The sequence below is a fragment of the Aerococcus sanguinicola genome, from assembly GCF_001543145.1.
Lineage (GTDB): Bacteria > Bacillota > Bacilli > Lactobacillales > Aerococcaceae > Aerococcus > Aerococcus sanguinicola.
Genome location: NZ_CP014160.1, coordinates 1589451 through 1612132 on the forward strand (window position 1 = coordinate 1589451; position 22682 = coordinate 1612132).

The following is a 22682-nucleotide window of genomic DNA, read 5'->3' on the forward strand; positions in this document are numbered from 1 at the left end:
TATGATAGACCTAAAAAAGTTGGAACAAATAGCTAATGAGATGGATATAGAGATTAGAACTGATTTAAAACCAGGCTTTTATTCTCAAGATAAGTATGCATCTTACAGCTCAATTTTTTCTATAAATATGGAGGGTATCTACTCATATAAAACTAAAATTCAAGAAAATGAAAATGATAATATACAAAAGAAATCAAAGAAGAGACTGTATTTTGAAACATTTAATTATAAGTCGAATGCATATCAAGAAATACAGAATCTTTCGTGTGCAGTGTAGAAAGGAAGCTCTTCAATGGATAATCAACCTGTAATTGAGCTATTGAGTTATCGCATTTCAAACATTAGATTGCAACATTTCAATGAACTAAATGAAGTTAATAATTTAGATCCTAAGATAGGGGATATTTCTGCAAATATTGGTGTAAGTGAGGATAAAGAAATTGCCCAAATCGAATTATCGACTTCTGTAGCTGCTAGAAGTAAAAATAATGATATTCAGCGGGCGATTAGTATGACGGTAGTCGGACAATTTAAAATTAATGAAAAAATTAATCACATCGATTATCTTAGAGTTAATGGTACGGCAATTCTTTTCCCATATTTAAGAACATTTATTTCAGTTGTTAGCTCATTAGATAATGAAGATGCAATTGTTATACCAACAGTAAATACTAATAATTTCACAAGTGAAAGTGAATGATGAAATTTTATAGGTACAAAACGATTTTTGTAGCAGGGCACACTATTCAAAAGTAAACCGTCTATTTGATTTCCTGTCATTTCTATAGCTAGCAATGTGGAAAATAGCACTTCTATAGTTTAAGCACCATTATGATTCTGAGCAGGAGTGGAGCTCGAGTTTGATCGTTAGCCATGACCAAGCAAACGAAGCGAATTAGGGAGAGTTGGCGTAAGCCTTACTCTCCCTTTAAGTCTCGTTAGGCGAGAGACCTTGGCTCGAGCCGGTGCCATGGCTTTTCAAGGACCAAATTCAACAGCGCAACGTATGCTCAGAGCACAATTCACTTTGCATCATCCAAAAAGTATAGAATTTTCCACATTCTAGCCCACTTCTTCCCTATTTAAGCCTTTTCATCTCTTCTATAATTCAACTATAGAAGTTATGAGGAGGTTTTTCTTGTGTTTGAACAGGAATCCCGGGCCATTTTGGCTGCCTTAGCCGGCTCGGACAATATTAAATATATCGAATTAGTAGATGAGGGAATTGAGCTAGAACTCAAAGACCTCTCCTTAGTGAAATTGGACCAATTGGCCAGTCTTGACGGCATCCAGTCCCTGGACCTGGACGGCTACCAGCTGACCCTCCACATCCAGAACAGCCGCCAGGAAATCTATGAGAAGGTCCTCGACCTGATGGACCAAGGTCCGAAAGAAGAAGCCAAGGAAGAGAAGAAGGAATCCGTCTTCAACAAGGCAATCAAGGCCATCACGGCATCCCTTTCTCCAGTGGTTCCGATCATGGCTGGGGCTGGGCTAGGTAAGGTCATTGTCCTAGTCCTTAACCTGACCGGCGTCTTGGCTGAGGACGATAGCTTGTACATCTTCCTGAAGTTTATCTTTGATACGTCTTACTACTTCCTGCCCGGCTATGTCGGTTTCTCGGCTGCCAAGGTCTTCGGGGCCAACCGCTACCTAGGTGCCTTCATGGGCTTGATGACTGTCCACCCCACTTGGGTTAAGATGATTGAAGCGGGAACGGATGTTAATTTCTTGGGCTTCCATATTCCCCTGATTGAGTATGACACGACCCTGGTTTCGGCCCTCCTGACGGTCTGGATGATGTCTTACATTGAACGTTTCTTCCGCAAGTTTATCCCAGATATGATCAAGGTCTTCGGCGTTCCCTTGATGACCATGTTGGTAACTGCACCGCTGACCTTCCTTGTCTTTGGTCCGGTCGGCGACTGGGTCTCCCATGTGATCGCAGATGGGTCAGTTTGGCTCTATGACAACATTGGCTTTATCGCCATTCCACTCCTGGCTGCGGCCTATCCATGGTTGGTTTCCATTGGTGTCCACAAGTCGCTCAGTCCTATCTCCATTACCCTGGTGGCGGAGCAGGGCTACGACCCCATTATCCGCGTGGTTGCCCTCTGCGCCAACATGTCCCAAGCCGCTGCCGGTCTCGCCATCGGTCTGCGGGCTAAGAACAAGGAGCTGAAGTCCCTGGCCTTTTCAACCGGACTGACTGCCTTACTGGGTGGGACAACCGGTCCTGTCATGTACGGGGTTAACCTGCCTTTGAAAAAACCGATGTACGCTTCCATGATCGGTGCCTGTGCTGGTGGGATCTTCGCCAGCTTGATGAAGATGAAGGCCTTTATCTACGTGACGCCGGCCCTTCTGAGCCTGCCTATGTGGGTGTCCAAGGACCAATCCTATCTCGTTGAAGCCATCATCACGATCTTAATTGTGACCGTTGTGACGATCGTGGCTCAGTTCCTGCTCGGCTTCGATGAATCGGACTACAAGGTTAAAGACTAGATCAAAAAGAACAGAAATTTTGTCTTAAGGGACGGGATTTCTGTTTTTTTGAAGTCTTGCTTCCTTTTTAAATTGTACTAGTGAGCATACGTTCTGCTTTAATTTTTGGTCGTTATAGAGCCATGGCACCGGCTCGAGCCAAGGTCTCTCGCCTAGCGAGACTCAAATGGCTAACGACCAAAATTAAAGCGCCACTCCTGCTCAAAATAGAAATGCTTCTTAAATTTAGTAGTCATCAATAATAAAATAATGAATTTTTTATTTCAAAATATCTTTGGTAAGCATTCATTCTTCTTTAATTTTTGGCCTTTGTGGCTGAGGAAAGAGATAAAAGAAGACTTTTTGCCTGCACCGGCATTGTCATTAGAGATAATGCCGAATCAAAAGAGCTACCGGCATTAACGCTTAAGAAGATGCCGGTACCGGGATAATCATGAAATTTAATTCGTGTTTTTTCTTTTAAATGGTCTATACTAGATAAGCAAGGAGGTGGGCTTATGGCTCAGACGTTTCGAGAATCTTTGGAGCGGGATATGGTAAGGATTGGGACGCTCTCGGTGGTCCTGGTGTCGACGATTCTTGTACTTGTTTTTATGGCCTATGCTTATATTGAGCAGACGACCCAGTTGCGGCGCGATACGGAGGGGATTGCGGCGGCTTTTGCGGATGATTTAGCTGGGGCGGACCGGGTCCTCGAGGCCATGTTAGCGGCAGAGGGACCGGGGCGGGACTTGTCCTACCGCTTCTACCGGACCCAGGCTGACAACCACTTGGAGGGACAAGTTTTCCTGCTCGATGGGGAGGGGGAAGAAGTCTATAATAATGCACCCGACCGGCCCTTGCCGGCAAGCTACCGCCAGCTCTTGGCCGGTGGCGAGGGTGAGGCAGGGCGATTGACTTATTTCGATGTGGCGGGCCAGCCTTACTTGATGGTCTACCGTCGCCAGCCGGATAAGCTGGCGGTTTACTTGATCAAGGGCCAGGACCTGGTTCAGGCAGACCGGATCGATGCGGTATCCTATATCCTCTTGAATCCCTATAGCCGCGTCCTGGCTTCTGACAAGTCTGCGAATCTTGATCATGTGGCGGGGCGTGGACATTTTGCCTGGGTCAATAACCAGGTCTACCTTAGACAGCAGACGCCCCTCGCTTCCGGCTTCCAGCTCCAGACCCAGATTCTCTTCCTGCCTATCCTGTCGCTCTTGGCGATTTCTCTGGCTGGACTCCTACTTTTGATTCTTTTCATGGTGGGATTGACCAATCATTTCGCGGCTTATCTGGCCAAGCACAACAGCCAGGCTATCGATAGTTTGGTGGGAGAGACCCGGCGCATTTCCCAGGGGGACCAGGAGCGTCTTGAGGGGGACTATGAGGCAGACTTTGCCTACTTAGCCCAGGCCATGAACCTGATGTTGGCGCGGATCCGCCAGCTCAATGCCGACCAGATTGACTTGGAGCGGGACCGGGTCAATTATGAGCGCAAAATGTTGGAGGCCCAGTTCAACCCCCACTTTCTCTACAATACGCTGGAGACGATCCGGATCACTAGCCAGTTTGACCCCAAAGTCTGCAGCCAGTTGATCCGCTCGCTGACGACCATCCTCCGCTATTCCATGGGTGGGCAGATGGCGGATGCTGCCCTGGCTGAAGATCTGAAGGTGATTGACCATTATCTCCAGGTCACCCAGGTGCGCTTTCCCCAATTTTCTTATGCCATTCACTGTCCGGAGGCTTTGGGCCAGGTCCAGGTGCCCCGGCTCTTCTTGCTTTCGGCGATTGAGAATGCCATTAAGTATGGGCGGGACCAGCGGCCGGACTTGCGGATTGACTTGACCGTGGATTGCGAGGAGGACCAGGTCTTCTTTTGTCTGGCCGATAATGGGCCGGGCTTTAGTCAGGAGGCGCGGGCTCATTTAGCCGCAGACTTGGCTGCCAACCGCGGCCAGCACGGCTTGATGAATTCGATCAAGCGCCTGCATTTTCTATACCCTGAGGCCCAGTTGGAAGTGAAGGACTCGGACGAGGGGGCGTGTTTAATTTATTGGATAAGGAGGCCGGCTCATGTACCGGATTGTGATCGTTGAAGATGAAGAATGGATTCGTAAGTGGTTGGTCTACGGTGTGGACTATGCCCAGCTGGGAGCCCTGGTGGTCGGCGAGGCCTCGAATGGTCAGGAGGGCGCAGCTTTGATCCGCGACAGCCAGCCCGACCTGGTGCTGACGGATATCACCATGCCCTTCATGGGGGCTTTTGAGATGTTTGACGCCGTGTCAGACCTGACTTTTGAGAAGATTATTATCTCGGGCTACAATGATTTCGCCAATGCCAAGGCGGCTATCCGCTACGGGGTGGTGAACTTTGTGACCAAACCGATCGATGAAGAGGAACTCCTGGCTTCTGTCCGCGAAGCCTTGTCCCGGCTGGCACCGGAAGAGGAAAGGCAGGGTCTGGCAGATGAGCTCTTGTCTGGCCTCGTTGCAGACCCTGATGCCCTCGTCCAGGAGGTTCTCGCCTATGTCCACACCCACTTCAAGGAGAAGCTGACCATGGCGCGGATGGCAAAGGTCCTGGTTTACAGCGAGTCCTATCTCTACCGGAAGATCAAGGCCAGTCTGACCGTTAGCCTGAGCGACTATATCCAGCGCTATCGAATTTCCCAAGCCGTCCAACTCTTAGAAGCCCAGGAAGACTTGAGGATTTCAGACTTGGCTACAGACCTTGGCTTTTCCGATTATAACTACTTCGACCAGGTCTTTAAGAAGTATGTGGGGATGACTCCCACAGCCTTTAGAAAGGGAGGCCAGGATGAGAAAACAGACTAAATTTTGGCTGGGACTTGGCCTAGTCCTGCTCTTGCTTCTAGGCCTGGTTTATTTTCAATCAACTAGGCAAGTGGAGGAAAAAGACTCCGGTCCAGAAAAAAGCCTGGTGATTTATTCGCCCAATTCGGAGGCTTTGTTGGCAACGGTCGTTCCCGCTTTCGAGCAGGCTTATGGGGTCAAGGTTCAAGTCATCCAGGATGCAACAGGCAAGCTTTTTGATCGACTCAAATCGGGCCAGGGCGATCCTGCTCCAGACCTGCTTTTTGGCGGATCGAGCCTCTGGTATGAAGCTAACCGGGATTATTTTATCCCCTATACTGCCAAGGGAGCGGATAAGCTGCCAGCTATCTTCCGGTCTAAGGACCAGACCTATACGCCCTATGCCATGGAGGGGACGGTGATTTTGGCCAACCGCCAGCTGACCCAGGATTTGACTATTCATTCTTATGGAGATTTGCTCGATCCGGCGCTCAAGGGTAAGATTGGTCTGGCCGACCCCCGGCTCTCTTCCAGTGGCTTCTCCCAATTACTGACTATTCTTTTGGCCAAGGGCGGCTATCAATCGGACGCGGCTTGGGACTATGTGCGCCAACTTTACCTGGCCCAGGAAGCCCAGATCTATAAGGAATCTTCGGAGGTCAACCAGAGTCTCGTCCAAGGGCAAGTGGCAGTCGGCTTGTCTACAGAAGCTGTGGCCCAACAAATGATTGCCGATGGGGCAGAATTGGACTTGATCTACCCTGAGGAGGGCACCCTCTACCTGCCCGCTGCAGTCGGCATCGCCAAGGGGACCAAGCACTTGGACCTGGCCCAGGAATTCGTCGACTACCTCTTATCAGCCCCCGTCCAAAGCTCCCTAGCCGATAGTTTATACCAACGTCCCATCCTAGCTAACCAAGGCCAGACCTCCAAGCTCCGTGACTGGCAAAGCATCAACCGCCTATCCGACGAAAGCTGGGACATCCTGGACCAACAAAAACAAATCCAAAATCGGTTTCAACAAGAGGGTGTGAAGGCTAGCGGGAGAAATAGACCTCTGGAACCAAAAGCCAGAGAAGACTGAAAGACTTCGTCGGATTTTGGTGAAGAGGAGCTATTTCTGCTAGCCTGAACCCGACTAGAGGGTGTGAGCAAGAGCGGCTAGACTTGAATGACTGGAGCCCAAGCGGAAAAGAGCGGCTTTAGCCGATCGTTCCGATTGGGTGAAGTCACTTCAAGTCTGCTCTTGCGAACCCGACTATACAGGGCGTGAGGAAGAGGGGGTAGCTTGCATTCACTGGAGCAAATGAGATTCAGGTAAGCAGTACTTAAAGCTTTTCTACTTGCATATGGAAGGTCTATATGCAAATAGCGAGAGTGAATTTGCGCTCGACAACTTTATGTGCAAATTGGGAGTGTGAATTTGCGTTCACGAGCTTTGAGTGCAAATTGAAAACATGAGTTTGTGCTCGACAACTTTATGAGCAAATTGGGAATATGAGTTTGCGTTCGGCAGCTTTATGAGCAAATTGGGAATATGAGTTTGCGTTCATCAGATTTGAGTGCAAATCAAAAGCCAGAGATAACAAAGCACAGCATCAAAAAGCGGACCAGCCCAAGCTCGTCCGCTTTCTTTCTACTGACTGATTTCCATGCCATCACGGAGAATGCGGCTGGCATGGATGACCTGGGTCGTCTCTTGGTCGCTATTTAATCGCAAGGGGGCAAGGTCTACGCTCTCCCCACCTATGATGGTGTAGGCTTCGTATGGGTCGCCAGCTTTCAATTGGTCGGGGTCGATCCCGTAAGGCATGGCCATCACGAAGTAGAAGCCTTGCTTATCTTGGGCAAGGATGGTAGGGAAGGCCTCGTCATGGTAGGCGGGGATCGGGCACTTTTTTCATGAGGGGGCTCCTTGCTATTTTTAATTTAAGTTTAGAAAGTTCGACCCTGCCTGTCAAGCTTGATGTAAACCTTTTCAGGATATCTCTTGACTTTGTTAGGGGGGCTGGCTATAATATAGGCAGTTGAATATCTATCTTCAGGGCAGGGTGCAAGTCCCTACCGGTGGTAAAGCCCACGAGCCGCAAGGTTGATTTGGTGAGATTCCAAAGCCGACAGTATAGTCTGGATGAAAGAAGATCGAAAGAAGAAATTAGCGCTTTTGAATGCTCTGGAATGACAATGATCGTTTCAGAGTATTTTTTTATTAGCCAAATTAAATCTTTTCTTTGTAATGTCTTGGATAGCTCTATTCAAGGCATTATTTTTTTGGAGGTGTTTCGATGCGAGATGAAGAATGGATGCAGCAAGCCCTGGACCTGGCTGAAAAAGGTCGGGGCTGGGTGAATCCGAATCCCTTAGTGGGAGCCGTGATCGTTAAGGAGGGCCGGGTCTTAGGCCAGGGTTACCACACAGCTTACGGCAAGCCCCATGCGGAGAGGGAAGCTTTGGCTGCGTGTCAGGAAGATCCTCAGGGGGCTACCCTCTATGTGAACTTGGAACCTTGTTGCCACTATGGAAAGACCCCGCCTTGTACGGAAGCTGTGATTGAAAGTGGGATCCAGCGGGTGGTTGTCGGAAGCCTAGACCCCCATGACAAGGTGGCAGGCAAGGGGGTTCAAGCCCTCAAGGAAGCGGGCTTGGAAGTTAAAGTTGGTGTCCTAGAAAAAGAATGCCAGCACTTAAACCGGGTCTTTGAAAAATTTATCGTTAGTCATAGGCCTTATATGGTAGCCAAGTACGCCATGACTTTAGACGGTAAGATTGCTACGCGGACGGGGGCCTCGCGCTGGGTGACGGGGCCGGAAGCCCGCCAGCGTGTCCACCAGACCCGCCATGCGCTCTCAGCGATCATGGTGGGGGTCAATACCATCCTGGCTGATGATTCCCTCCTGACCTGCCGGCTGGATGGGGGCATGGACCCAGTCCGGATTATCTGCGACTCAGAGCTCAGAACGCCTTTAGACAGTCAAGTCGTCCGGACGGCTGACCAAGTACCTAGCTATCTGGCGACGACCTGCCGGGAGGCGGACCGCCAAGCGCCTTACCGAGACGCGGGCTGTGGCATCATCGAGCTGGGCCGCCGCCAAGGTCACTTGGACCTGGTTGAATTGATGACCCGACTCGGGGAGATGGATCTGGATAGCGTCCTCTTAGAAGCAGGGGGCACCCTGACCTGGTCAGCTCTGGCGCTGGGCCTTGTCGATGAAGTCCACGCTTACATCGCTCCTAAGCTATTCGGTGGCCAGGCCATGTCGCCGGTCGCTGGCCAAGGCGTTGAAACGCCAGACCAAGCTATTCAACTCGAATCCTTTGCCTGGTCTCAAGTCGGAAAAGATGTTTTGATAGAAAGTAAGGTGGTGACCGGATGTTTACCGGATTAATTGAAGAAGTAGGGAAGATCAAGGCCATCAAGAAGTCCTCCCAGGCCTGTGTGGTCCAAATTGGGGCTGCCAGGGTTCTTGAGGGCATCCAAGTAGGGGATAGTGTGGCGGTCAATGGGATCTGCCTGACCGTGACCGATTTTGACCAATCTTCTTTCACAGTTGACGTGATGCCCCAGACCTGGCAGATGACCGCTCTGGCCCAGCTCGACCGGGGATCCGCAGTCAACCTGGAACGGGCCATGGCAGCTTCGGACCGTTTAGGCGGTCACTTTGTTTCGGGCCATATTGATGGTAAGGCCCAGCTTCAAGCCATCCGTCCCCAGGGCAATGCGGTACTCTATGATTTTAGGGCGGGCAAGGATCTCTTGGACGATATGGTCAACCAGGGCAGTGTGGCCATCGATGGGATAAGCTTGACCCTGGTCCAAGTCGACCAGCAAGGCTTTCGGGTGTCTATCATCCCTCATACCCTGGACCAGACCAACCTGACACAGAAGAAGGTCGGCGATTGGGTCAATATTGAGACCGATATGATTGGTAAATATGTGAAACGTTTTATGGCTAAGGCAGAATCTTCTGACCTGACTGAGGCCTACTTGCGCGAGCAAGGATTCTAGGAGGAGGATAAGGATGTTTAAAGAACGTGTGGAAAAGGCATTAGCTGCCCTTAAAGCAGGCAAGCTGGTGCTTGTCATGGACGATGAGGACCGTGAAAACGAGGGGGATTTGATCTGTGCCGCCGAATTTGCGACCACAGACAATGTCAACTTCATGGCTAGCCAGGCAAAGGGCTTGATCTGCATGCCGATGAGCGAAGCCATTGCCCAAAAACTCGACTTCCAGCCCATGGTGGCCCACAATACTGACAACCACCAGACGGCCTTTACGGTTTCTATCGACCATGTGGCGACGACGACGGGGATTTCAGCCGAAGAGCGGGGCTTGACGGCCCGTAAAGTTGTAGCTGAAGATGCCTGTCCTGAAGACTTTCGCCGGCCGGGTCACATGTTTCCCTTGGTGGCCAAGTCGGGTGGGGTCCTGGAACGCAATGGCCATACGGAAGCGACGGTTGACCTGGTGGCCTTGGCTGGTTTAGAGGCTTGTGGGCTCTGCTGTGAAATCATGGCGGACAATGGCCAGATGATGCGAGGGCCCGAGCTCAAGGCTTTTGCCAAGGATCACGGCTTGGACTTCTTGACCATTGAAGACCTCCAAGCCTACCGCAAACGTTATGACCAGCTCCTGGACAAGCTAGCCGACGTGGCCCTGCCCACGCGCTATGGGGACTTCCGCCTGGCTTGTTTCGTCGACCGCTTGACCGGTCAAGAGCACCTGGCCTTGACCATGGGGGACTTGGACCAGGCAGAGGACGTCATCTGCCGCCTGCACTCGGAATGCCTGACTGGGGATGTCTTTGGCTCAGAGCGCTGTGACTGCGGCGCCCAGCTCGACCAGGCTTTGGCTCAGATTAGCCAAGCGGGCCAGGGCGTCCTCCTCTATATGCGCCAGGAAGGTCGGGGGATTGGCCTGGTTAACAAGCTCAAGGCCTATCACCTGCAGGAGGAAGGACTGGATACCCTGGAAGCCAACCTTGCTCTAGGCCAACCTGCCGATGCTCGGGAATACTATCTCGGGGCGCAGATGCTCCGGGCTTTAGGGCTTCGCTCGGTTCACTTGCTGACCAACAACCCTGACAAGGTCCAAGAACTCGAAGCCAATGGTATCGCGGTTACAGAGCGCCTGCCTCTGGAAATTCCAGCCAATGCCCACGATGCCAACTACCTATTGACCAAGAAAATTAAGATGGGACACCTATTAGACTTAAAGGAGGACAATTAAATGACAAGATTTGAAGGCAACTTATACACAGAAGATATGAAAGTAGGGATTGTTGTTTCCCGCTTCAATGATTTTATTACGTCAAAACTCTTATCCGGCGCCCTCGACAGCCTCAAGCGCGAAGGCGTGGCAGAAGCAGCCATCGATGTGGCCTGGGTTCCTGGGGCTTTCGAAATCCCCTTGCTCGCTAAGAAAATGGCTGAGACGGGCCGCTATGACGCCATTATTTGCCTGGGTGCCGTGATCCGCGGGGCAACTTCCCACTATGACTATGTCTGCGCCGAAGTCTCCAAGGGCATTTCACAAGTATCTATGGCGACAGGGCTCCCTGTCCTCTTCGGTGTTATCACGACCGATACCATCGAACAAGCCATCGAGCGGGCCGGTTCCAAGGCAGGTAACAAGGGTTCTGAGTGTGCCCAAGCAGCTATCGAAATGGTCAATGTTATACGCGCCGTGGAAGGACCATCTGATAAAGACTAATCGTCAATTTTTTAACCCAGAAAAAGTAGCCGGGAACCAGCGCGGCTACTTTTTGTTATTTGAGGCTTGGGCACTGAATAATTGTCTGGAATGTGTTACCCTTATTGTGAGAATAATCACGAAAGAGGGGAAGCAAAATGACTGATCAAGAATTGCGTTACCAGCCGGGGACCTACCAGGTGGAGGCAGCTGGCCATAACAGCGCTTTGCCTATGGAGGTTGAGCTCTCGGAAGACCGGATTGAACGGATCGAAGTTGATGCCAGTTCGGAGAGTAAGGGGATTGCCAACCCGGTATTCGTCAAGGTTCCGGCTGATATCATCGAAGGGCAGACCTTGAATGTGGATGCCGTCTCAGGAGCAACGGTCTCCAGCCAAGGGATTATTGATGGGGTAGCCGAAGCTGTGCGCCAGGCCGGAGCTGATCCCGAAGTCTTAAAAGCTCGTCCTAAGGTCCAACACCAGGCAGCCGAAGCCCTGGAAGAAACGACAGATGTCCTCGTGATTGGGGGCGGGGGTGCTGGTTTAGCCGCTGCTGCCTCAGCTATTCAAGCAGGCAAGCAAGTTATCGTCCTGGACAAGTTCCCAGCTATTGGGGGCAATACCGTGCGAACAGGGGGACCGATGAATGCGGCTGACCCAGACTGGCAAAATCAATTTGCTGCTTTGCCAGGCGAAGGGCATACGCTAGAAGAGATTGCAGCGACGCCTGAAGCGGAGATTGATGACGAATACTTAGAAGACTTCCGCGAACTTCGCCAACAAATCCAAGACTATTTAGAAGCTAATGAAGAAGGGGAGGCCTATCTCTTTGACTCGGTTCTCCTTCACCGCATTCAAACCTATCTGGGTGGCAAACGTGAAGACTTGTCTGGTAACCGGGTTTATGGTAACTATGACTTGGTTAAGACCTTGACAGACAATGTTTTAGACAGTGTGAACTGGTTAACTGAGCTTGGTGTGGACTTCGACCGCGACCATGTTGATATGCCAGTGGGGGCTATGTGGCGGCGGGGTCACAAGCCACGTTCCGATGAAGGCTATGCCTATGTCCACGCCCTTGAGAGCTTTATCGAAAAAGAGGGGGGCAGCATTTATACGGAAGCTGATGTGACTGAGCTGATCCAAGACGACCAAGGCCAAGTCGTCGGCGCAAAAGGGACCTATCAAGGCGCGGCCATGCGGATCGAAGCCCAGGCTCTTGTTTTAGCAACGGGTGGTTTCGGGGCCAATACCCCCATGCTCCAAGAGTATAATACTTACTGGGAACGGATTGATGATGATGTGAAGACCTCTAATTCGCCAGCGATTACAGGTGACGGCATCCGTCTGGGCCAAGCAGTCGGCGCTGACCTAGTGGATATGGGCATGATTCAGATGCTGCCAACCTGTGACCCAGAAACAGGTGCCCTCTTCACAGGTCTCCAAGTCCCACCCGCTAACTTCCTTATGGTTAACCAGGAAGGCCAACGTTTCGTTAATGAATTTGGCACGCGTGATGAGATTTCAGCTGCGGCGATCGCTAATGGTGGCCTCTTCTACCTGATTGCGGATGAACGCATCAAGGCTACGGCCTATAACACCAGCCAGGAAAAGATTGACCAACAAGTTGCTGACGGGACCCTCTACAAGGCCGATACGGTCGCAGATTTGGCTCGGCAGATTGATATGGATCCTGAGCAATTGGAAGAGACTGTGAAAAAATATAACTCTTATGTGGAAGCTGGAGAAGACCCTGACTTCAACAAAGGAGCTTTTGATCTCAAAGTAGAGGAAGCCCCCTTCTATGCAACGCCGCGCAAGCCGGCCATCCACCATACCATGGGCGGCTTGCGGATCAATAGCCAGGCCCAAGTCCTCGATGCAGATGGCCAAGCGATACCAGGTCTCTATGCGGCAGGTGAAGTAGCAGGCGGTATCCATGCAGGCAACCGCTTAGGCGGCAACTCCCTAGCCGACATCTTCACCTTCGGACGAATCGCTGGTCAAGAAGCCAGTCAGTCCTAACAGGGTGAGAGCAAGAGCGTTTAGCTTTGGATGCTTGGAGTAAGTTAGGATAAGGGCAAGCATCGCTTGCACGTTCCCAACTTGCGAAAGCACTCCAAAGCTGCTCTTGCGAACCCGACTAGAAGGGTGAGAGAGGATGCGTTTAGAAAGGGACCTCTGGAGCAAAAGGACAGAGAAAGCTATAAGCTATCGACGGCCTTTTGTGAAGAGGAGCCCTTTCTGCATCCTCGAACCCAACTAGAAAGGGTGAGAGCAGAGGCGGTTAGAAGCTTAGCACTGGAGCACGAACGAAAAAGGGCAAGCCATGCTTGCACGTTTTGATCGTGTGAAGTGGAGAAGCTTCTGCCTCTGCGAATCCGACTAGAAAGGGTGAGAGCAAAGGCGTTCAGAAGCTTTGCACTGGAGCACGAGCGAAAAAGGGCAAGCCTATTTAGTTTTGGATTGTTCAAACTTAAGACAAGAGACTGCTTAGAAGGGCTAGTCTCTTGTCTTTTTATGGCACAACGTAAAGTAATCTAACGTATTATGTTATGCTTCATCCATTCTTATAGCAAAAATAAGCAATTTGTTTCAATATCACGCGTCAATTCGCCTTATCAGTAAAAGATTATTTTATTTACGATATGTTTTATAACATAAAATTTTTAGATTATGATAAAATAGTAAGTAAATAAAACTGATTAATGCGAGGTGCGCTTATGTTGACCATTGAATTTGATAGTATCCAGTCCATGGGTTTTGCTGTTTTAACCCTCTTATTTGGGAAATGGATCATCAATAAATTCCCCAAGCTAGAAGAATACTCTTTGCCTCCAGCCATTGTAGGGGGCTTGATCTTCGCCGTTGTAAATACGATTTTAAGGCTGGCTAACTTGATGGTGATTAAAATTGATACGGAATATGCCATGCTCTTTATGGTGATCTACTTTACCACCATCGGCTTTGAGGCGAGCTTGCAGGCCCTGGTTCGCGCTAAGGGGATTGTTAGTAAATTCCTCTTTGTTTCGATTTTAGCGATCTTTGTCCAGAATTTTCTGGCTTTAGGTCTGGGTAAGGCTTTCGGCATTCCAGGGCCTCTAGCCCTCCTACTGGGATCGCCAGCCTTAGTTGGTGGTCCGGGGACAGCTGCAGCGGTTTCGCCTTCTATTGAGGCCCTGGGCTTTGATACGGCAACTTCGGTCGGTGTGATTGCTGCCACCCTGGGCATTGTCCTCGGTTCGGTGTCGGGTGGGCCGGTCGCTTCCACGGCTATCAAGAAGCACAATCTTTCAGCTAAGGACCCGGATGCTTCAGCCAATACGGGCGACCGCTACAAGTCGCACAGCCAGCGGCAGAAGATGACGGGGGAACGGATTGCAGTCATGCTTTATGGGACCCTGGTTGTTATCTTTTTAGGGATTTTTGTGACCAAGCTGCTCAACTTCTTTGTGGGTTATTTGGTAGGCGGAATCAGCTTCCCCCTCTATATCGGCCCCATGATTGTGGCTGCTACCGTGCGGAATATCTCAGATGCCCGGGATAAGCCCATCCTAGATGACGAGGCCCTGGGCTTTACCTCTGATATTTCCCTCAACATCTTCCTGTCCCTGACCATGGTGGGCCTAGAGCTCTGGACCATTCTCGATATGGCTATTCCAATGCTCATTATCATTGCCCTGGAAGCTATTATCACCATCGCTTTTGCTCGCTATGTGGTTTATAAACTGATGGGGAACAACTACGACGCAGCAGTAATGACAGCCGGTTTTATCGGCTTTGGGATGGGGTCTTCCTCTAACGCCATGGCCTGCATGCAGCAGCTTACCAAGGAATACGGACCGAGTCCCTTGGCCTTCCTGGCTGTTTCCATCGTCGGCGCCCTCTTCATTGATTTTGTGAATATTTTTATGATTTATGGCTTTATCAACTTCCTTTAGTTGCAAAAGCAGCCGAGCTCGATTAGCCGAGTTCGGCTTTTTTTGATAAAAACTTTTTCTTTACCTAGGGCCCTTGTGCTATACTTAGGAGACTTTAGCTGAGGAGGGATTGGATGTCAGATAAGCGTTTATCTTGGATAGCTTTGGCTTTGATTGTTTTAGTTTTTATAGGGACCTGGGTGTCTTCATCTATGCCTTATGAAGCCCAGAGTCTCCAACCTATTCTGCGCCGCCTGCTAGCGGGCGAACCTTTTGCTGGGCTCTTAGCGCCAATTCGCTTTACTTATGCGGGAGAAAAAATTAGCATCGAGGCTTTGTCCTATGCCGGATTTGTGGAATTTTTTATCCGCAAGGGGGTCCATTTTGTCCTCTTCGGCAGCTTGGGAGTCCTCCTCTACCTGGCCCTCCGCCCCTATTGCCGGGGTCGGGGCCTGACTTTCTTTCTCAGCCTGGCCCTGACTTTTGGTTTTGCTTCCTTTGATGAGCTCCGCCAAACGATTACGGTTAACCGGTCAGGTCTGGTTGAGGATGTCTTCCTGGACACTTGCGGAGCCTTGTGTTTGCTCTTAATCTACCAGCTGATTGAAAAGATTTTCCGCAAGAGGCCTATTGAGTAGTTTGCTTTTGCTGTAAAAATAGCCTTGTCCCTTCTTCTTATGAAGTGAGGGGCAAGGCTATTTCTTTGTCATTTTTACTGGATTTCTTCAGGTGTATGTTGTTTGCCTGTTTTGTTATCCATATGGTTGAGGATGCGGACGTCTTGGCGGGGGTAGGGGAATTCGATGCCGCCTTCTTCAAAGAGTTTGAAGATTTCATAGTGGATTTCGGTGGTGATGATTTGTTCTCGTTCGTTATTTTGCTGGCTGAGCCAGAACCAGAGTTCAAAGTTAATGGAAGAGTCCGCGAATTCGGTGAGGAAGACCCTAGCCTTGGGTTCATCGAGGATTTCTGGATACTGGGCTTGGACGTTCTTCAGGGCCTGGAGGAGGAGCTGGCGGGCCAATTGGAGGTCTGAATCATAGTCGATGCCGACAGACACGGTGACGCGGATTTCTGGATCGCCATAAGATCGGTTGACGAAGGAATTCTCCAAAAAATAGCTGTTAGGGATCAGCATCCGCTCATTGCGGCGGGTACGCACGATGGTTTCCCGGATGCGGATTTCTTCAACCGTTGCGACAGTATCTTCAACTTCAACGAGGTCGCCGACGCGGATGGGCCGGCTGAAGAGGATGATCAAACCGGAGATGAAGTTGTTCATGATATTGCGGATCCCGAAGCCGACACCAACCCCGATCACGCCAGCGAAGACGCTCAGGCTAGTCAGGTCGAAGTTGAGCTGTTTGAGGGTAATGAAGACTACCGCAATCAGGACAATGTAGGTGAAGAGGGTAGTGATGGTCGCCTGGGCCCCTGGATCGATGTCATAGCGACGGAAGATGGAAGGCAAGAGGAAGCGCTTGACCCCATTGACGAAGCGGATGGCTAAAAGAATAGCAAAGCCAACTGAGAAGAGCAGGAAGGCAGAGACATCCGTTTGCCCTAGCTTGAAGAGGGGGTTGAAGAACCAGCGGGAGTGGGAGAAATAGGAAATAAAGAAAATAATAAAAACAAAGGAGGCCAGCCAGTTGAGGATGGACTGGAGCAGGAGGAAGAGGGAATGGTCTCGGTTGAAGCGCTGGAGGAGCTTACGGCAGAGGAAGTAGAGGGCAAGGAGGAGGAGAAAGCTGAGCAGGCCGGCAATCCAGTAGCCGATCCCGTGGGCACTGAGATAGTCGAGCCAATCTTTAAGAATTTGAGTCATAAGGCACCTTCTTTTTTGGTCCTATTATAGCAGATTCAAGCTTTTCTTTCGTGCTTGAAGGCTATTCGGCTTATAATGAAGGGAGAAAGGGTGGGAGAAATGAAATTAATTACGGTAGAAGAACACTATATGTCAAAGACTATTAATGACCAGTACCAGGCCCTCAATCAGGCTGACCTATCGCCTGAGCAGGCAGCCAAGGCTTCCTTTGTTTCCAACTACTTGGATCGGATGGTGGAGACCGGGGGACCGATTGTCGATTTGGACCAAAAACGCCTGGCATATATGGACCAGTCCGGGGTTTCGGTTCAAATTCTGAGCTACGGCAATAACAGCCCCATGGATCTCAAAGGAGAGGCAGCTGTCGACCTGGCCCAGCAAGCCAATGATAACTTGTTTGAGGCTTGCCAGAAGCATCCTGACCGCTTCTATGGACTGGCTTGCTTACCGGTGGACCGGCCTCAAGCGGCAGCAGCAGAATTAGAACGTACAGTCAACGAACTAGGCTTCAAGGGCGCCTTGCTCCAGGGGACTTTCCAGGAAGAATTTCTCGATGCCAAGCGCTATGATCCTATCTTTGCCAAGGCGGAAGCGCTGGGTGTCCCCCTGCAAATCCATCCAGGCGAAATCAAGCAGGATGTGCTGACCGCTTACTATAAGGGCGATTGGTCGGACCAAGTGATGACGGTCCTGTCTGGCCACGGCATGGGCTGGCACTATGAAGCTGGCGTCCACATGCTCCGTCTGATTTTGTCGGGGATTTTCGACCGCTATCCAAAGCTCCAATTGGTAGCCGGCCACTGGGGGGAAGGCCTGCCTTACTTCCTCGAACGTTTGGATGAGAACTTGCCCGTGGACCTGACCCACTTGGACCACAATATTGCCTATTACCTCAAGCACAATTTCTACTATACGCCGAGTGGGATGTTCTATGACGGCCCCTTTAAGCTCTGCCTGGATTACTTTGGCCCCGAACGGATTGTCTGGTCGGTGGACTACCCCTATGTGATCCGGGACAATGCTTGGGACTATCTGGCTAATTTTGGCCTAGCCCAAGAAGACCTCGAAGCCATCGCCTATGCCAATGCGGAAAAACTTTATGGGATTGGATAATGGTGCTTATAAAATTATAAAACCCGCTCCTTTCTCCGAAAGCGTGCTATACTGAAAATAGCAATGAAAAAAATAAGGAGGAATTTTCATGACAGAATCGATGCGTGACCAAGTGATTGGTGCTTGGGAATTGATATCTTATCAAACGACTGATGAATCCGGCCAAGTGGTCTATCCTTTAGGTGAGGATGCTAAGGGCTTCATCCTCTATACTCCCGATGGCTATATGTCCGCTCAGCTTATGGCGCAAGGCCGGCCAGCCTATGCGTCAGGGGACCTGCACAAGGGGACCCAAGAGGAAATGGCTCAGGCGGCTGCCGGTTACTTGGCTTATTCTGGCCGCTATGAAATCGATGAAGACAAGGGAGAATTGACCCACCACATGGATGTCTCCATGAATCCAACCTGGCTCGGTCAGTCCCAACCTCGTGTGGCCCAAATTAAAGATGGCAAATTGAAGATCTATAACGGTTTGAAGCCTGAAGACCAATTAGTGTGGAAACGGGCGGAAGATCACAGTCAAGCTTAAGGAGGAAATGAAATGAGTGAACGTACAGTTGTTGTCACTGGGGCAGCCCAGGGGATTGGCTATGCCATTGCTGAACACTTTGTCAAGGCTGGAGACTGGGTGGCTATCTTGGACCTGAACCAGGAAGCCGCTGAAGAAGCTGCTCAAGCGCTCGGTCAGGCGCAAGGCTATGGGGTCGATGTGTCGAAGGAAGACCGGGTGAAGGCAGTGATGGAAGAGATTGTTGACCAACGCGGGGCCATTGATGTGCTCGTGAACAATGCCGGCATGCAGTATATTTCTTCCGTTGAAGACTTCCCATATGAGAAATTCCAACAAGTCTTTAATGTGATTATGGGAGGAACCTTCCTCTGCACCAAGTATGCCCTGCCTTCTATGAAAGCCCAGTCTAAGGGGCGGATTATTACTATTTCCTCAGGCCACGGCCGTCGTCCCGATAAATACAAGTCCGCCTATTGTGCGGCTAAATCCGCCCAAATCGGCTTCAGCAATGTGGTGGCTAAGGAATATGCCCAGGATGGCATTACGGCCAACTGTGTCCTGCCTGGCCCAACCCACACCAAGCTGATCGACAACCAATTAGCTAAATTGGCTGAGGAAGATGGCACGAGTGAAGACGAAGCGCTCAAGACCCATATTATCGGCGGCCAATGGTTAGGACGTCTCTTGGAAGCCGATGAAATTGCTTCAGCCGTCTACTTCCTGGCTTCCGATGCGGCAGCTGCCATTACCGGGGAAGCGCTCGGTGTAACCGGTGGCGAAGGTTAGTAAAATTAAAAAAAGATTAAAATCAGCTTGACTATCTCTTAGACTGTGTTATCATAAGGATAATTTCATAAAGAAACGATGACGAAGTAGTAGTAGCCAGTCCTCGTCAGCCTAGAGAGTCCCTGTTTGCTGGAAGGGGACCTGACAAGCTGGTGAACTCGACTTTTAGGATGAGCTGATGACTCAGTCGAAGTGCTCAATCCCAGCATCTGGTGCCCCCATTAACCGGCATTCCCCTAGGGGAAGAGAGTTGGCCAGCTTTTGCCTGGCAACAAAGGTGGTACCGTGCTAGCGCACCCTTTGAGGACCGCAGAGGTTCTTGAAGGGTGCTTTTTTATCCGAGAATTCGTCTGAATATTCTAAAAGAGGAGGAAATGTAAATGAATAGTCTTATTATTTTTGGGGCCATTATCTTGGCAATTGTGATTGGGGAGCGTTTCCGTTTAAATGCGGGACTAGTCGCGGTCGCTTTTGCTTATTTATTGGCGGTCTTTGTCTTTGGTTTTACTACGGACCAAGTCTTCGCTCTATGGCCTATCGAGCTATTCATGGTGATCTTTGGGGTTTCCTTCTTCTTTAGTTTTGCTAAGATGAACGGCACCTTGGAGGCGGTGGGCCACCACATGATCTACCGCTTCCGCCACCATACCTCACTCATTCCCTTGGGTCTCTATCTGACCGCGGCCCTCTTGTCTGGTTTGGGGGCAGGGACTTGGGGTTCTGTGCCGATTGTCGGAGCGATTGCCCTCCAGCTCTGCCGGCAGACCAAGATGAATGAGACAGTGGCTGCGATCTCCGTTATCCTAGGGGGGATGAATGGCGGGAATATTCCTTTTGGCCCCCATGGCGCGATCATCCTCGGGGTCCTCTCTGAATCGGGCTTTGCTGACCAGGCGGCTGAGATGACTTGGAAGATCTTCGGCGTGTCGATCCTCTATCCCTTGGTGCTTATTGCCGGGCTCAGTCTCTGGCAACACTACCGCTACGGCCAGGAGAGTGTCGAAATTGATCCGCCTCAAGCCTTTACTTCCAAGCAAAAACAAACCCTGGCCTTGATCGCTTGTTTTGCTGTGGTGCTCTTGCTTCCCGCCATGATTACCAACTTTACTGATGCCTTCCCAACTTTGATTTTTATTAGTGAACACATCAACCTCAGCTTCCTGACCATTATCTTCGGGATTATTGCCTATATGATGAACTTGGCGCCCCGGGACAAGGTCTTTGACCAGATTCCTTGGCAGACGATTTGGGTGGCCTGCGGGATGACCTTCTTGATTAGTCTGGGAATTGAGCTGGGCATCACGGAAGAGATGGCCAAGTTGATCTCTTACATGCCTAAGCTAACCATTCCAATTGTCCTAACCATTCTGTGTGGCCTGATGTCAATCTTCAGTTCGACCATCGGCGTCCTGGCACCGCTCTTCTTCCCAGCCTTGGCTGCCATTTCGGGGGCGACGGGTTGGCCAGTTCTTCTATTGGCCTGCTTGGTCATTGTCGGCGGTTTCTCAACAGGGGCTTCGCCTTTCTCCGATACGGGTAGCCTCTACCTGGCGACTGGCTCTTACTGCCAAGACAGCCAGCGTGCCCTCTACCGTCGCCTCTTGTTCAAAGTGGCCCCAACCTGCATGGGCGCTGCCGTCGCAACGGCCATGGTCTTATCAGTATTCGCTATCTTATAAGAACTGATCGTGAAAAAATATGGATGACTTGAAAGCAAAAGCAGACCCAGTGACAGGAACTTTCCTGCACCTGGTCTGCTTTTTTGCTTGCCTGTTTAGCCTTGCTAGCAGGGTATTTTTGGCAGCTAAGAAGCAATCAGGAAAATTTTATATTAGGTCAGCCGCTAATGGAATGCTATAATAATAGATGAAATTTATATAGGAGGAAAATATTATGTCCTATCTACCCTTACTAGGCATCCTGATCATTGTGATCGGTTTTGCCTTGAAGTTGGATACTATTGCCGTGGTGGTGATCGCAGCAGCTGTTACCGCCCTCGCTTCAGGCATGTCGATTGCCGAATTTTTGACCAGCCTGGGGGACGCCTTTGTGGCCAACCGCCTGGTCACGCTCTTTGTCCTAACCCTTCCCATTGTGGGCTTATCGGAGCGCTATGGCTTAAAAGAGCAGGCCATCCGTTTAGTCAACCGCATCCAGGGCTTGACGGCGGGAAAATTTCTCAGCCTCTATCTCTTAATCCGGGAAGTGGCAGGAATTATCTCAGTTCGCTTGGGTGGCCACCCTGCCTTTGTCCGGCCCCTGGTGGAACCCATGGCCCAGTCCGCTGCTAAGGCCCGTTACCAAAAGACGGACGCTAAGAGCCAGGAATTAATCAAGGCTCAGTCGGCTGCCATGGAAAATATCGGGAATTTCTTCGCCCAGAACGGCTTTGTTGGTGCGGCGGGCACCCTGCTTATCGTGGGCACCATGGAGTCCTTGGGCTATCCCGTTGACGCGGCGCAAATTGCCCTGGCCTCCTTAGTTGTTGCCTTCCTGGCCTTCGTCTTTGGCCTGCTTTCGAACTATATCTTTGACCGCCGGCTGGACCGGTTGAACACTTATAGCAAGTCGGATAGGGGAGGGAAAGACTAATGACCATGGAAACTTTATTTAGCTATGTTTTAGAATTTTTCTTTATCTTGAGTGGGTTAATCTTCTTCTATTCCGCCTATCAAGGGGCCCAGGATACCACTAATCCCAAACGTTGGGGAACTGCAGCTTTTTGGGCCATTCTGGGATTGCTCTTTGTCTTCGGCCGCCTCTTACCTGGTCTGCTTTCTGGGATCTTGGTGGTCCTCTTGGGTGTTATCACCTTGTTCAAGCAATTTGGGGCAGGAACGGCCTTTGTTGAAGATAAAGTCAAGCAGGAAGCCGCTGCTAAGCGCTTTGGTTGGAAACTCTTCTTGCCAGTCTTGGTGATGGCCCTGTCCGCTGTCATTGTGGCCCGACTGATTCCAGAGTCCAGTGCCTCTTCGATTGGGATTGGCTCGCTCTTGGGAACTCTGGTCGCCCTGGCTCTCTTTAAGCCTTCAGCCAAGGAGGCCCTCTATGAGACGGACCGGATGACCCAGCAAGTCGGTACGACAAGCATCCTGCCCCAGCTCTTAGCGGCTCTGGGGGTGATTTTTGTCAATGCCGGGGTAGGGGAGATTGTGGCCCAGCTCTTGGCAGGTGTTGTCCCAGCGGGTTCTCGCTTCTGGGGGACGGTGGCCTATGTCTTGGGCATGGTCTTCTTCACCGCTGTGATGGGGAATGCCTTCTCCGCCTTTACGGTCATCACGGCTGGTATCGGGGTTCCCTTTGTCCTGATGCAGGGAGCGGATCCAGTTGTTGTGGGTGCCTTAGGGATGACAGCCGGTTTTTGTGGGACCTTGCTGACACCGATGGCAGGGAATTTCAACGCCCTCCCTGTGGCCTTGCTTGAGATGACTGATCCCAATGGCGTCATCAAGCGCCAGTTGCCTTTTGCCCTTATTATGATCGTGGTCCATATTGTGCTCTTATATATTTGGGCCTTTTAATAAAAGA

Annotated in this window: 20 protein-coding genes, 1 pseudogene and 1 riboswitch; of the genes and pseudogenes, 19 read left to right on the forward strand and 2 right to left on the reverse strand. The window is 50.6% G+C overall.

The features are described from left to right. Position 1 precedes the first annotated feature (1 nt). From AWM72_RS07095 to AWM72_RS07120, 6 genes and pseudogenes are all read left to right on the forward strand, one after another. Positions 2-277, forward strand: a complete 276-nt coding sequence (locus AWM72_RS07095) for a hypothetical protein (RefSeq protein WP_067975422.1) — start codon at positions 2-4, stop codon at positions 275-277. 15 nt (positions 278-292) lie between these two features. Continuing rightward, the gene (locus AWM72_RS09595; RefSeq protein WP_083272371.1) at positions 293-700 is read left to right on the forward strand and encodes a protein-export chaperone SecB; all 408 of its coding nucleotides are present in this window, start codon (positions 293-295) and stop codon (positions 698-700) included. 674 nt (positions 701-1374) lie between these two features. Further along, positions 1375-2481: pseudogene (locus AWM72_RS07105) on the forward strand (PTS sugar transporter subunit IIC); the annotation flags it as partial. Between the two features lie 521 nt (positions 2482-3002). Beyond that, the gene (locus tag AWM72_RS07110) at positions 3003-4589 is read left to right on the forward strand and encodes a sensor histidine kinase (protein WP_067975428.1); all 1587 of its coding nucleotides are present in this window, start codon (positions 3003-3005) and stop codon (positions 4587-4589) included. Further along, positions 4567-5328: a response regulator transcription factor gene (locus AWM72_RS07115; protein WP_067975431.1), complete on the forward strand. Its 762-nt coding sequence runs from the start codon at positions 4567-4569 to the stop codon at positions 5326-5328. The genes AWM72_RS07110 and AWM72_RS07115 overlap by 23 nt, the downstream gene beginning before the upstream one ends. Further along, positions 5312-6391, forward strand: coding sequence for an extracellular solute-binding protein (locus AWM72_RS07120; RefSeq protein WP_067975436.1), 1080 nt, complete (start codon positions 5312-5314; stop codon positions 6389-6391). The genes AWM72_RS07115 and AWM72_RS07120 overlap by 17 nt, the downstream gene beginning before the upstream one ends. A 552-nt stretch (positions 6392-6943) precedes the next feature. Here the strand turns inward: AWM72_RS07120 and AWM72_RS07125 are convergent. Beyond that, positions 6944-7126, reverse strand: a complete 183-nt coding sequence (locus tag AWM72_RS07125; RefSeq protein ID WP_067975439.1) for a hypothetical protein — start codon at positions 7124-7126, stop codon at positions 6944-6946. A gap of 214 nt (positions 7127-7340) precedes the next feature. Beyond that, positions 7341-7454, forward strand: a riboswitch (FMN riboswitch). Positions 7455-7592: 138 nt separating this feature from the next. Between AWM72_RS07125 and ribD the strand changes: the two genes are divergently transcribed. From ribD to AWM72_RS07160, 7 genes are all read left to right on the forward strand, one after another. Next, positions 7593-8693, forward strand: a complete 1101-nt coding sequence (gene ribD / locus AWM72_RS07130; protein ID WP_067975442.1) for a bifunctional diaminohydroxyphosphoribosylaminopyrimidine deaminase/5-amino-6-(5-phosphoribosylamino)uracil reductase RibD — start codon at positions 7593-7595, stop codon at positions 8691-8693. Further along, positions 8678-9313: a riboflavin synthase gene (gene ribE, locus AWM72_RS07135; RefSeq protein WP_067975446.1), complete on the forward strand. Its 636-nt coding sequence runs from the start codon at positions 8678-8680 to the stop codon at positions 9311-9313. Before ribD ends, ribE begins: the two co-directional genes overlap by 16 nt. 13 nt (positions 9314-9326) lie before the next feature. Next, positions 9327-10535: a bifunctional 3,4-dihydroxy-2-butanone-4-phosphate synthase/GTP cyclohydrolase II gene (locus AWM72_RS07140; protein WP_067975448.1), complete on the forward strand. Its 1209-nt coding sequence runs from the start codon at positions 9327-9329 to the stop codon at positions 10533-10535. Beyond that, positions 10536-11018, forward strand: coding sequence for a 6,7-dimethyl-8-ribityllumazine synthase (ribH, locus tag AWM72_RS07145; protein WP_067975452.1), 483 nt, complete (start codon positions 10536-10538; stop codon positions 11016-11018). Positions 11019-11155: 137 nt separating this feature from the next. Continuing rightward, positions 11156-13024 (forward strand): flavocytochrome c, encoded by a 1869-nt coding sequence (locus tag AWM72_RS07150; protein ID WP_067975455.1) that lies wholly within the window; start codon positions 11156-11158, stop codon positions 13022-13024. A gap of 698 nt (positions 13025-13722) precedes the next feature. Continuing rightward, positions 13723-14940, forward strand: coding sequence for a sodium/glutamate symporter (locus AWM72_RS07155; protein WP_067975458.1), 1218 nt, complete (start codon positions 13723-13725; stop codon positions 14938-14940). A gap of 113 nt (positions 14941-15053) precedes the next feature. Continuing rightward, positions 15054-15557, forward strand: a complete 504-nt coding sequence (locus AWM72_RS07160; protein WP_067975461.1) for a VanZ family protein — start codon at positions 15054-15056, stop codon at positions 15555-15557. 74 nt (positions 15558-15631) lie between these two features. Here the strand turns inward: AWM72_RS07160 and AWM72_RS07165 are convergent, their stop codons facing one another. Further along, a complete protein-coding gene (locus AWM72_RS07165) occupies positions 15632-16744 on the reverse strand; it encodes a mechanosensitive ion channel family protein (protein WP_067975465.1) in 1113 nt (370 codons plus the stop codon). 99 nt (positions 16745-16843) lie between these two features. On the opposite strand from AWM72_RS07165, the gene AWM72_RS07170 reads away from it, so the two are divergent. The 6 genes from AWM72_RS07170 to AWM72_RS07195 all read left to right on the forward strand — a co-directional run bounded on the left by AWM72_RS07170 (position 16844) and on the right by AWM72_RS07195 (position 22675). Beyond that, positions 16844-17857, forward strand: a complete 1014-nt coding sequence (locus tag AWM72_RS07170; RefSeq protein ID WP_067975469.1) for an amidohydrolase family protein — start codon at positions 16844-16846, stop codon at positions 17855-17857. 88 nt (positions 17858-17945) lie between these two features. After that, positions 17946-18386: a lipocalin-like domain-containing protein gene (locus AWM72_RS07175; protein ID WP_067975471.1), complete on the forward strand. Its 441-nt coding sequence runs from the start codon at positions 17946-17948 to the stop codon at positions 18384-18386. Positions 18387-18398: 12 nt separating this feature from the next. Next, positions 18399-19154: an SDR family NAD(P)-dependent oxidoreductase gene (locus AWM72_RS07180; RefSeq protein WP_067975474.1), complete on the forward strand. Its 756-nt coding sequence runs from the start codon at positions 18399-18401 to the stop codon at positions 19152-19154. Positions 19155-19534: 380 nt separating this feature from the next. Continuing rightward, the gene (locus tag AWM72_RS07185; protein WP_067975478.1) at positions 19535-20833 is read left to right on the forward strand and encodes an SLC13 family permease; all 1299 of its coding nucleotides are present in this window, start codon (positions 19535-19537) and stop codon (positions 20831-20833) included. A gap of 214 nt (positions 20834-21047) precedes the next feature. Further along, positions 21048-21746 (forward strand): DUF969 domain-containing protein, encoded by a 699-nt coding sequence (locus tag AWM72_RS07190; RefSeq protein WP_067975481.1) that lies wholly within the window; start codon positions 21048-21050, stop codon positions 21744-21746. A 5-nt stretch (positions 21747-21751) separates the two neighbouring features. Continuing rightward, the gene (locus AWM72_RS07195; RefSeq protein ID WP_067976607.1) at positions 21752-22675 is read left to right on the forward strand and encodes a DUF979 domain-containing protein; all 924 of its coding nucleotides are present in this window, start codon (positions 21752-21754) and stop codon (positions 22673-22675) included. The last annotated feature ends 7 nt before the right edge of the window (positions 22676-22682 follow it).

Bases quoted from the DNA above. Each gene is read 5' to 3' on its own strand.
- AWM72_RS07095 (WP_067975422.1), top strand. From the start codon at position 2: ATGATAGACCTAAAAAAGTTGGAACAAATAGCTAATGAGATGGATATA.
- AWM72_RS09595 (WP_083272371.1), top strand. From the start codon at position 293: ATGGATAATCAACCTGTAATTGAGCTATTGAGTTATCGCATTTCAAAC.
- AWM72_RS07110 (WP_067975428.1), top strand. From the start codon at position 3,003: ATGGCTCAGACGTTTCGAGAATCTTTGGAGCGGGATATGGTAAGGATT.
- AWM72_RS07115 (WP_067975431.1), top strand. From the start codon at position 4,567: ATGTACCGGATTGTGATCGTTGAAGATGAAGAATGGATTCGTAAGTGG.
- AWM72_RS07120 (WP_067975436.1), top strand. From the start codon at position 5,312: ATGAGAAAACAGACTAAATTTTGGCTGGGACTTGGCCTAGTCCTGCTC.
- AWM72_RS07125 (WP_067975439.1), bottom strand. From the start codon at position 7,126: ATGGCCATGCCTTACGGGATCGACCCCGACCAATTGAAAGCTGGCGAC.
- ribD (WP_067975442.1), top strand. From the start codon at position 7,593: ATGCGAGATGAAGAATGGATGCAGCAAGCCCTGGACCTGGCTGAAAAA.
- ribE (WP_067975446.1), top strand. From the start codon at position 8,678: ATGTTTACCGGATTAATTGAAGAAGTAGGGAAGATCAAGGCCATCAAG.
- AWM72_RS07140 (WP_067975448.1), top strand. From the start codon at position 9,327: ATGTTTAAAGAACGTGTGGAAAAGGCATTAGCTGCCCTTAAAGCAGGC.
- ribH (WP_067975452.1), top strand. From the start codon at position 10,536: ATGACAAGATTTGAAGGCAACTTATACACAGAAGATATGAAAGTAGGG.
- AWM72_RS07150 (WP_067975455.1), top strand. From the start codon at position 11,156: ATGACTGATCAAGAATTGCGTTACCAGCCGGGGACCTACCAGGTGGAG.
- AWM72_RS07155 (WP_067975458.1), top strand. From the start codon at position 13,723: ATGTTGACCATTGAATTTGATAGTATCCAGTCCATGGGTTTTGCTGTT.
- AWM72_RS07160 (WP_067975461.1), top strand. From the start codon at position 15,054: ATGTCAGATAAGCGTTTATCTTGGATAGCTTTGGCTTTGATTGTTTTA.
- AWM72_RS07165 (WP_067975465.1), bottom strand. From the start codon at position 16,744: ATGACTCAAATTCTTAAAGATTGGCTCGACTATCTCAGTGCCCACGGG.
- AWM72_RS07170 (WP_067975469.1), top strand. From the start codon at position 16,844: ATGAAATTAATTACGGTAGAAGAACACTATATGTCAAAGACTATTAAT.
- AWM72_RS07175 (WP_067975471.1), top strand. From the start codon at position 17,946: ATGACAGAATCGATGCGTGACCAAGTGATTGGTGCTTGGGAATTGATA.
- AWM72_RS07180 (WP_067975474.1), top strand. From the start codon at position 18,399: ATGAGTGAACGTACAGTTGTTGTCACTGGGGCAGCCCAGGGGATTGGC.
- AWM72_RS07185 (WP_067975478.1), top strand. From the start codon at position 19,535: ATGAATAGTCTTATTATTTTTGGGGCCATTATCTTGGCAATTGTGATT.
- AWM72_RS07190 (WP_067975481.1), top strand. From the start codon at position 21,048: ATGTCCTATCTACCCTTACTAGGCATCCTGATCATTGTGATCGGTTTT.
- AWM72_RS07195 (WP_067976607.1), top strand. From the start codon at position 21,752: ATGGAAACTTTATTTAGCTATGTTTTAGAATTTTTCTTTATCTTGAGT.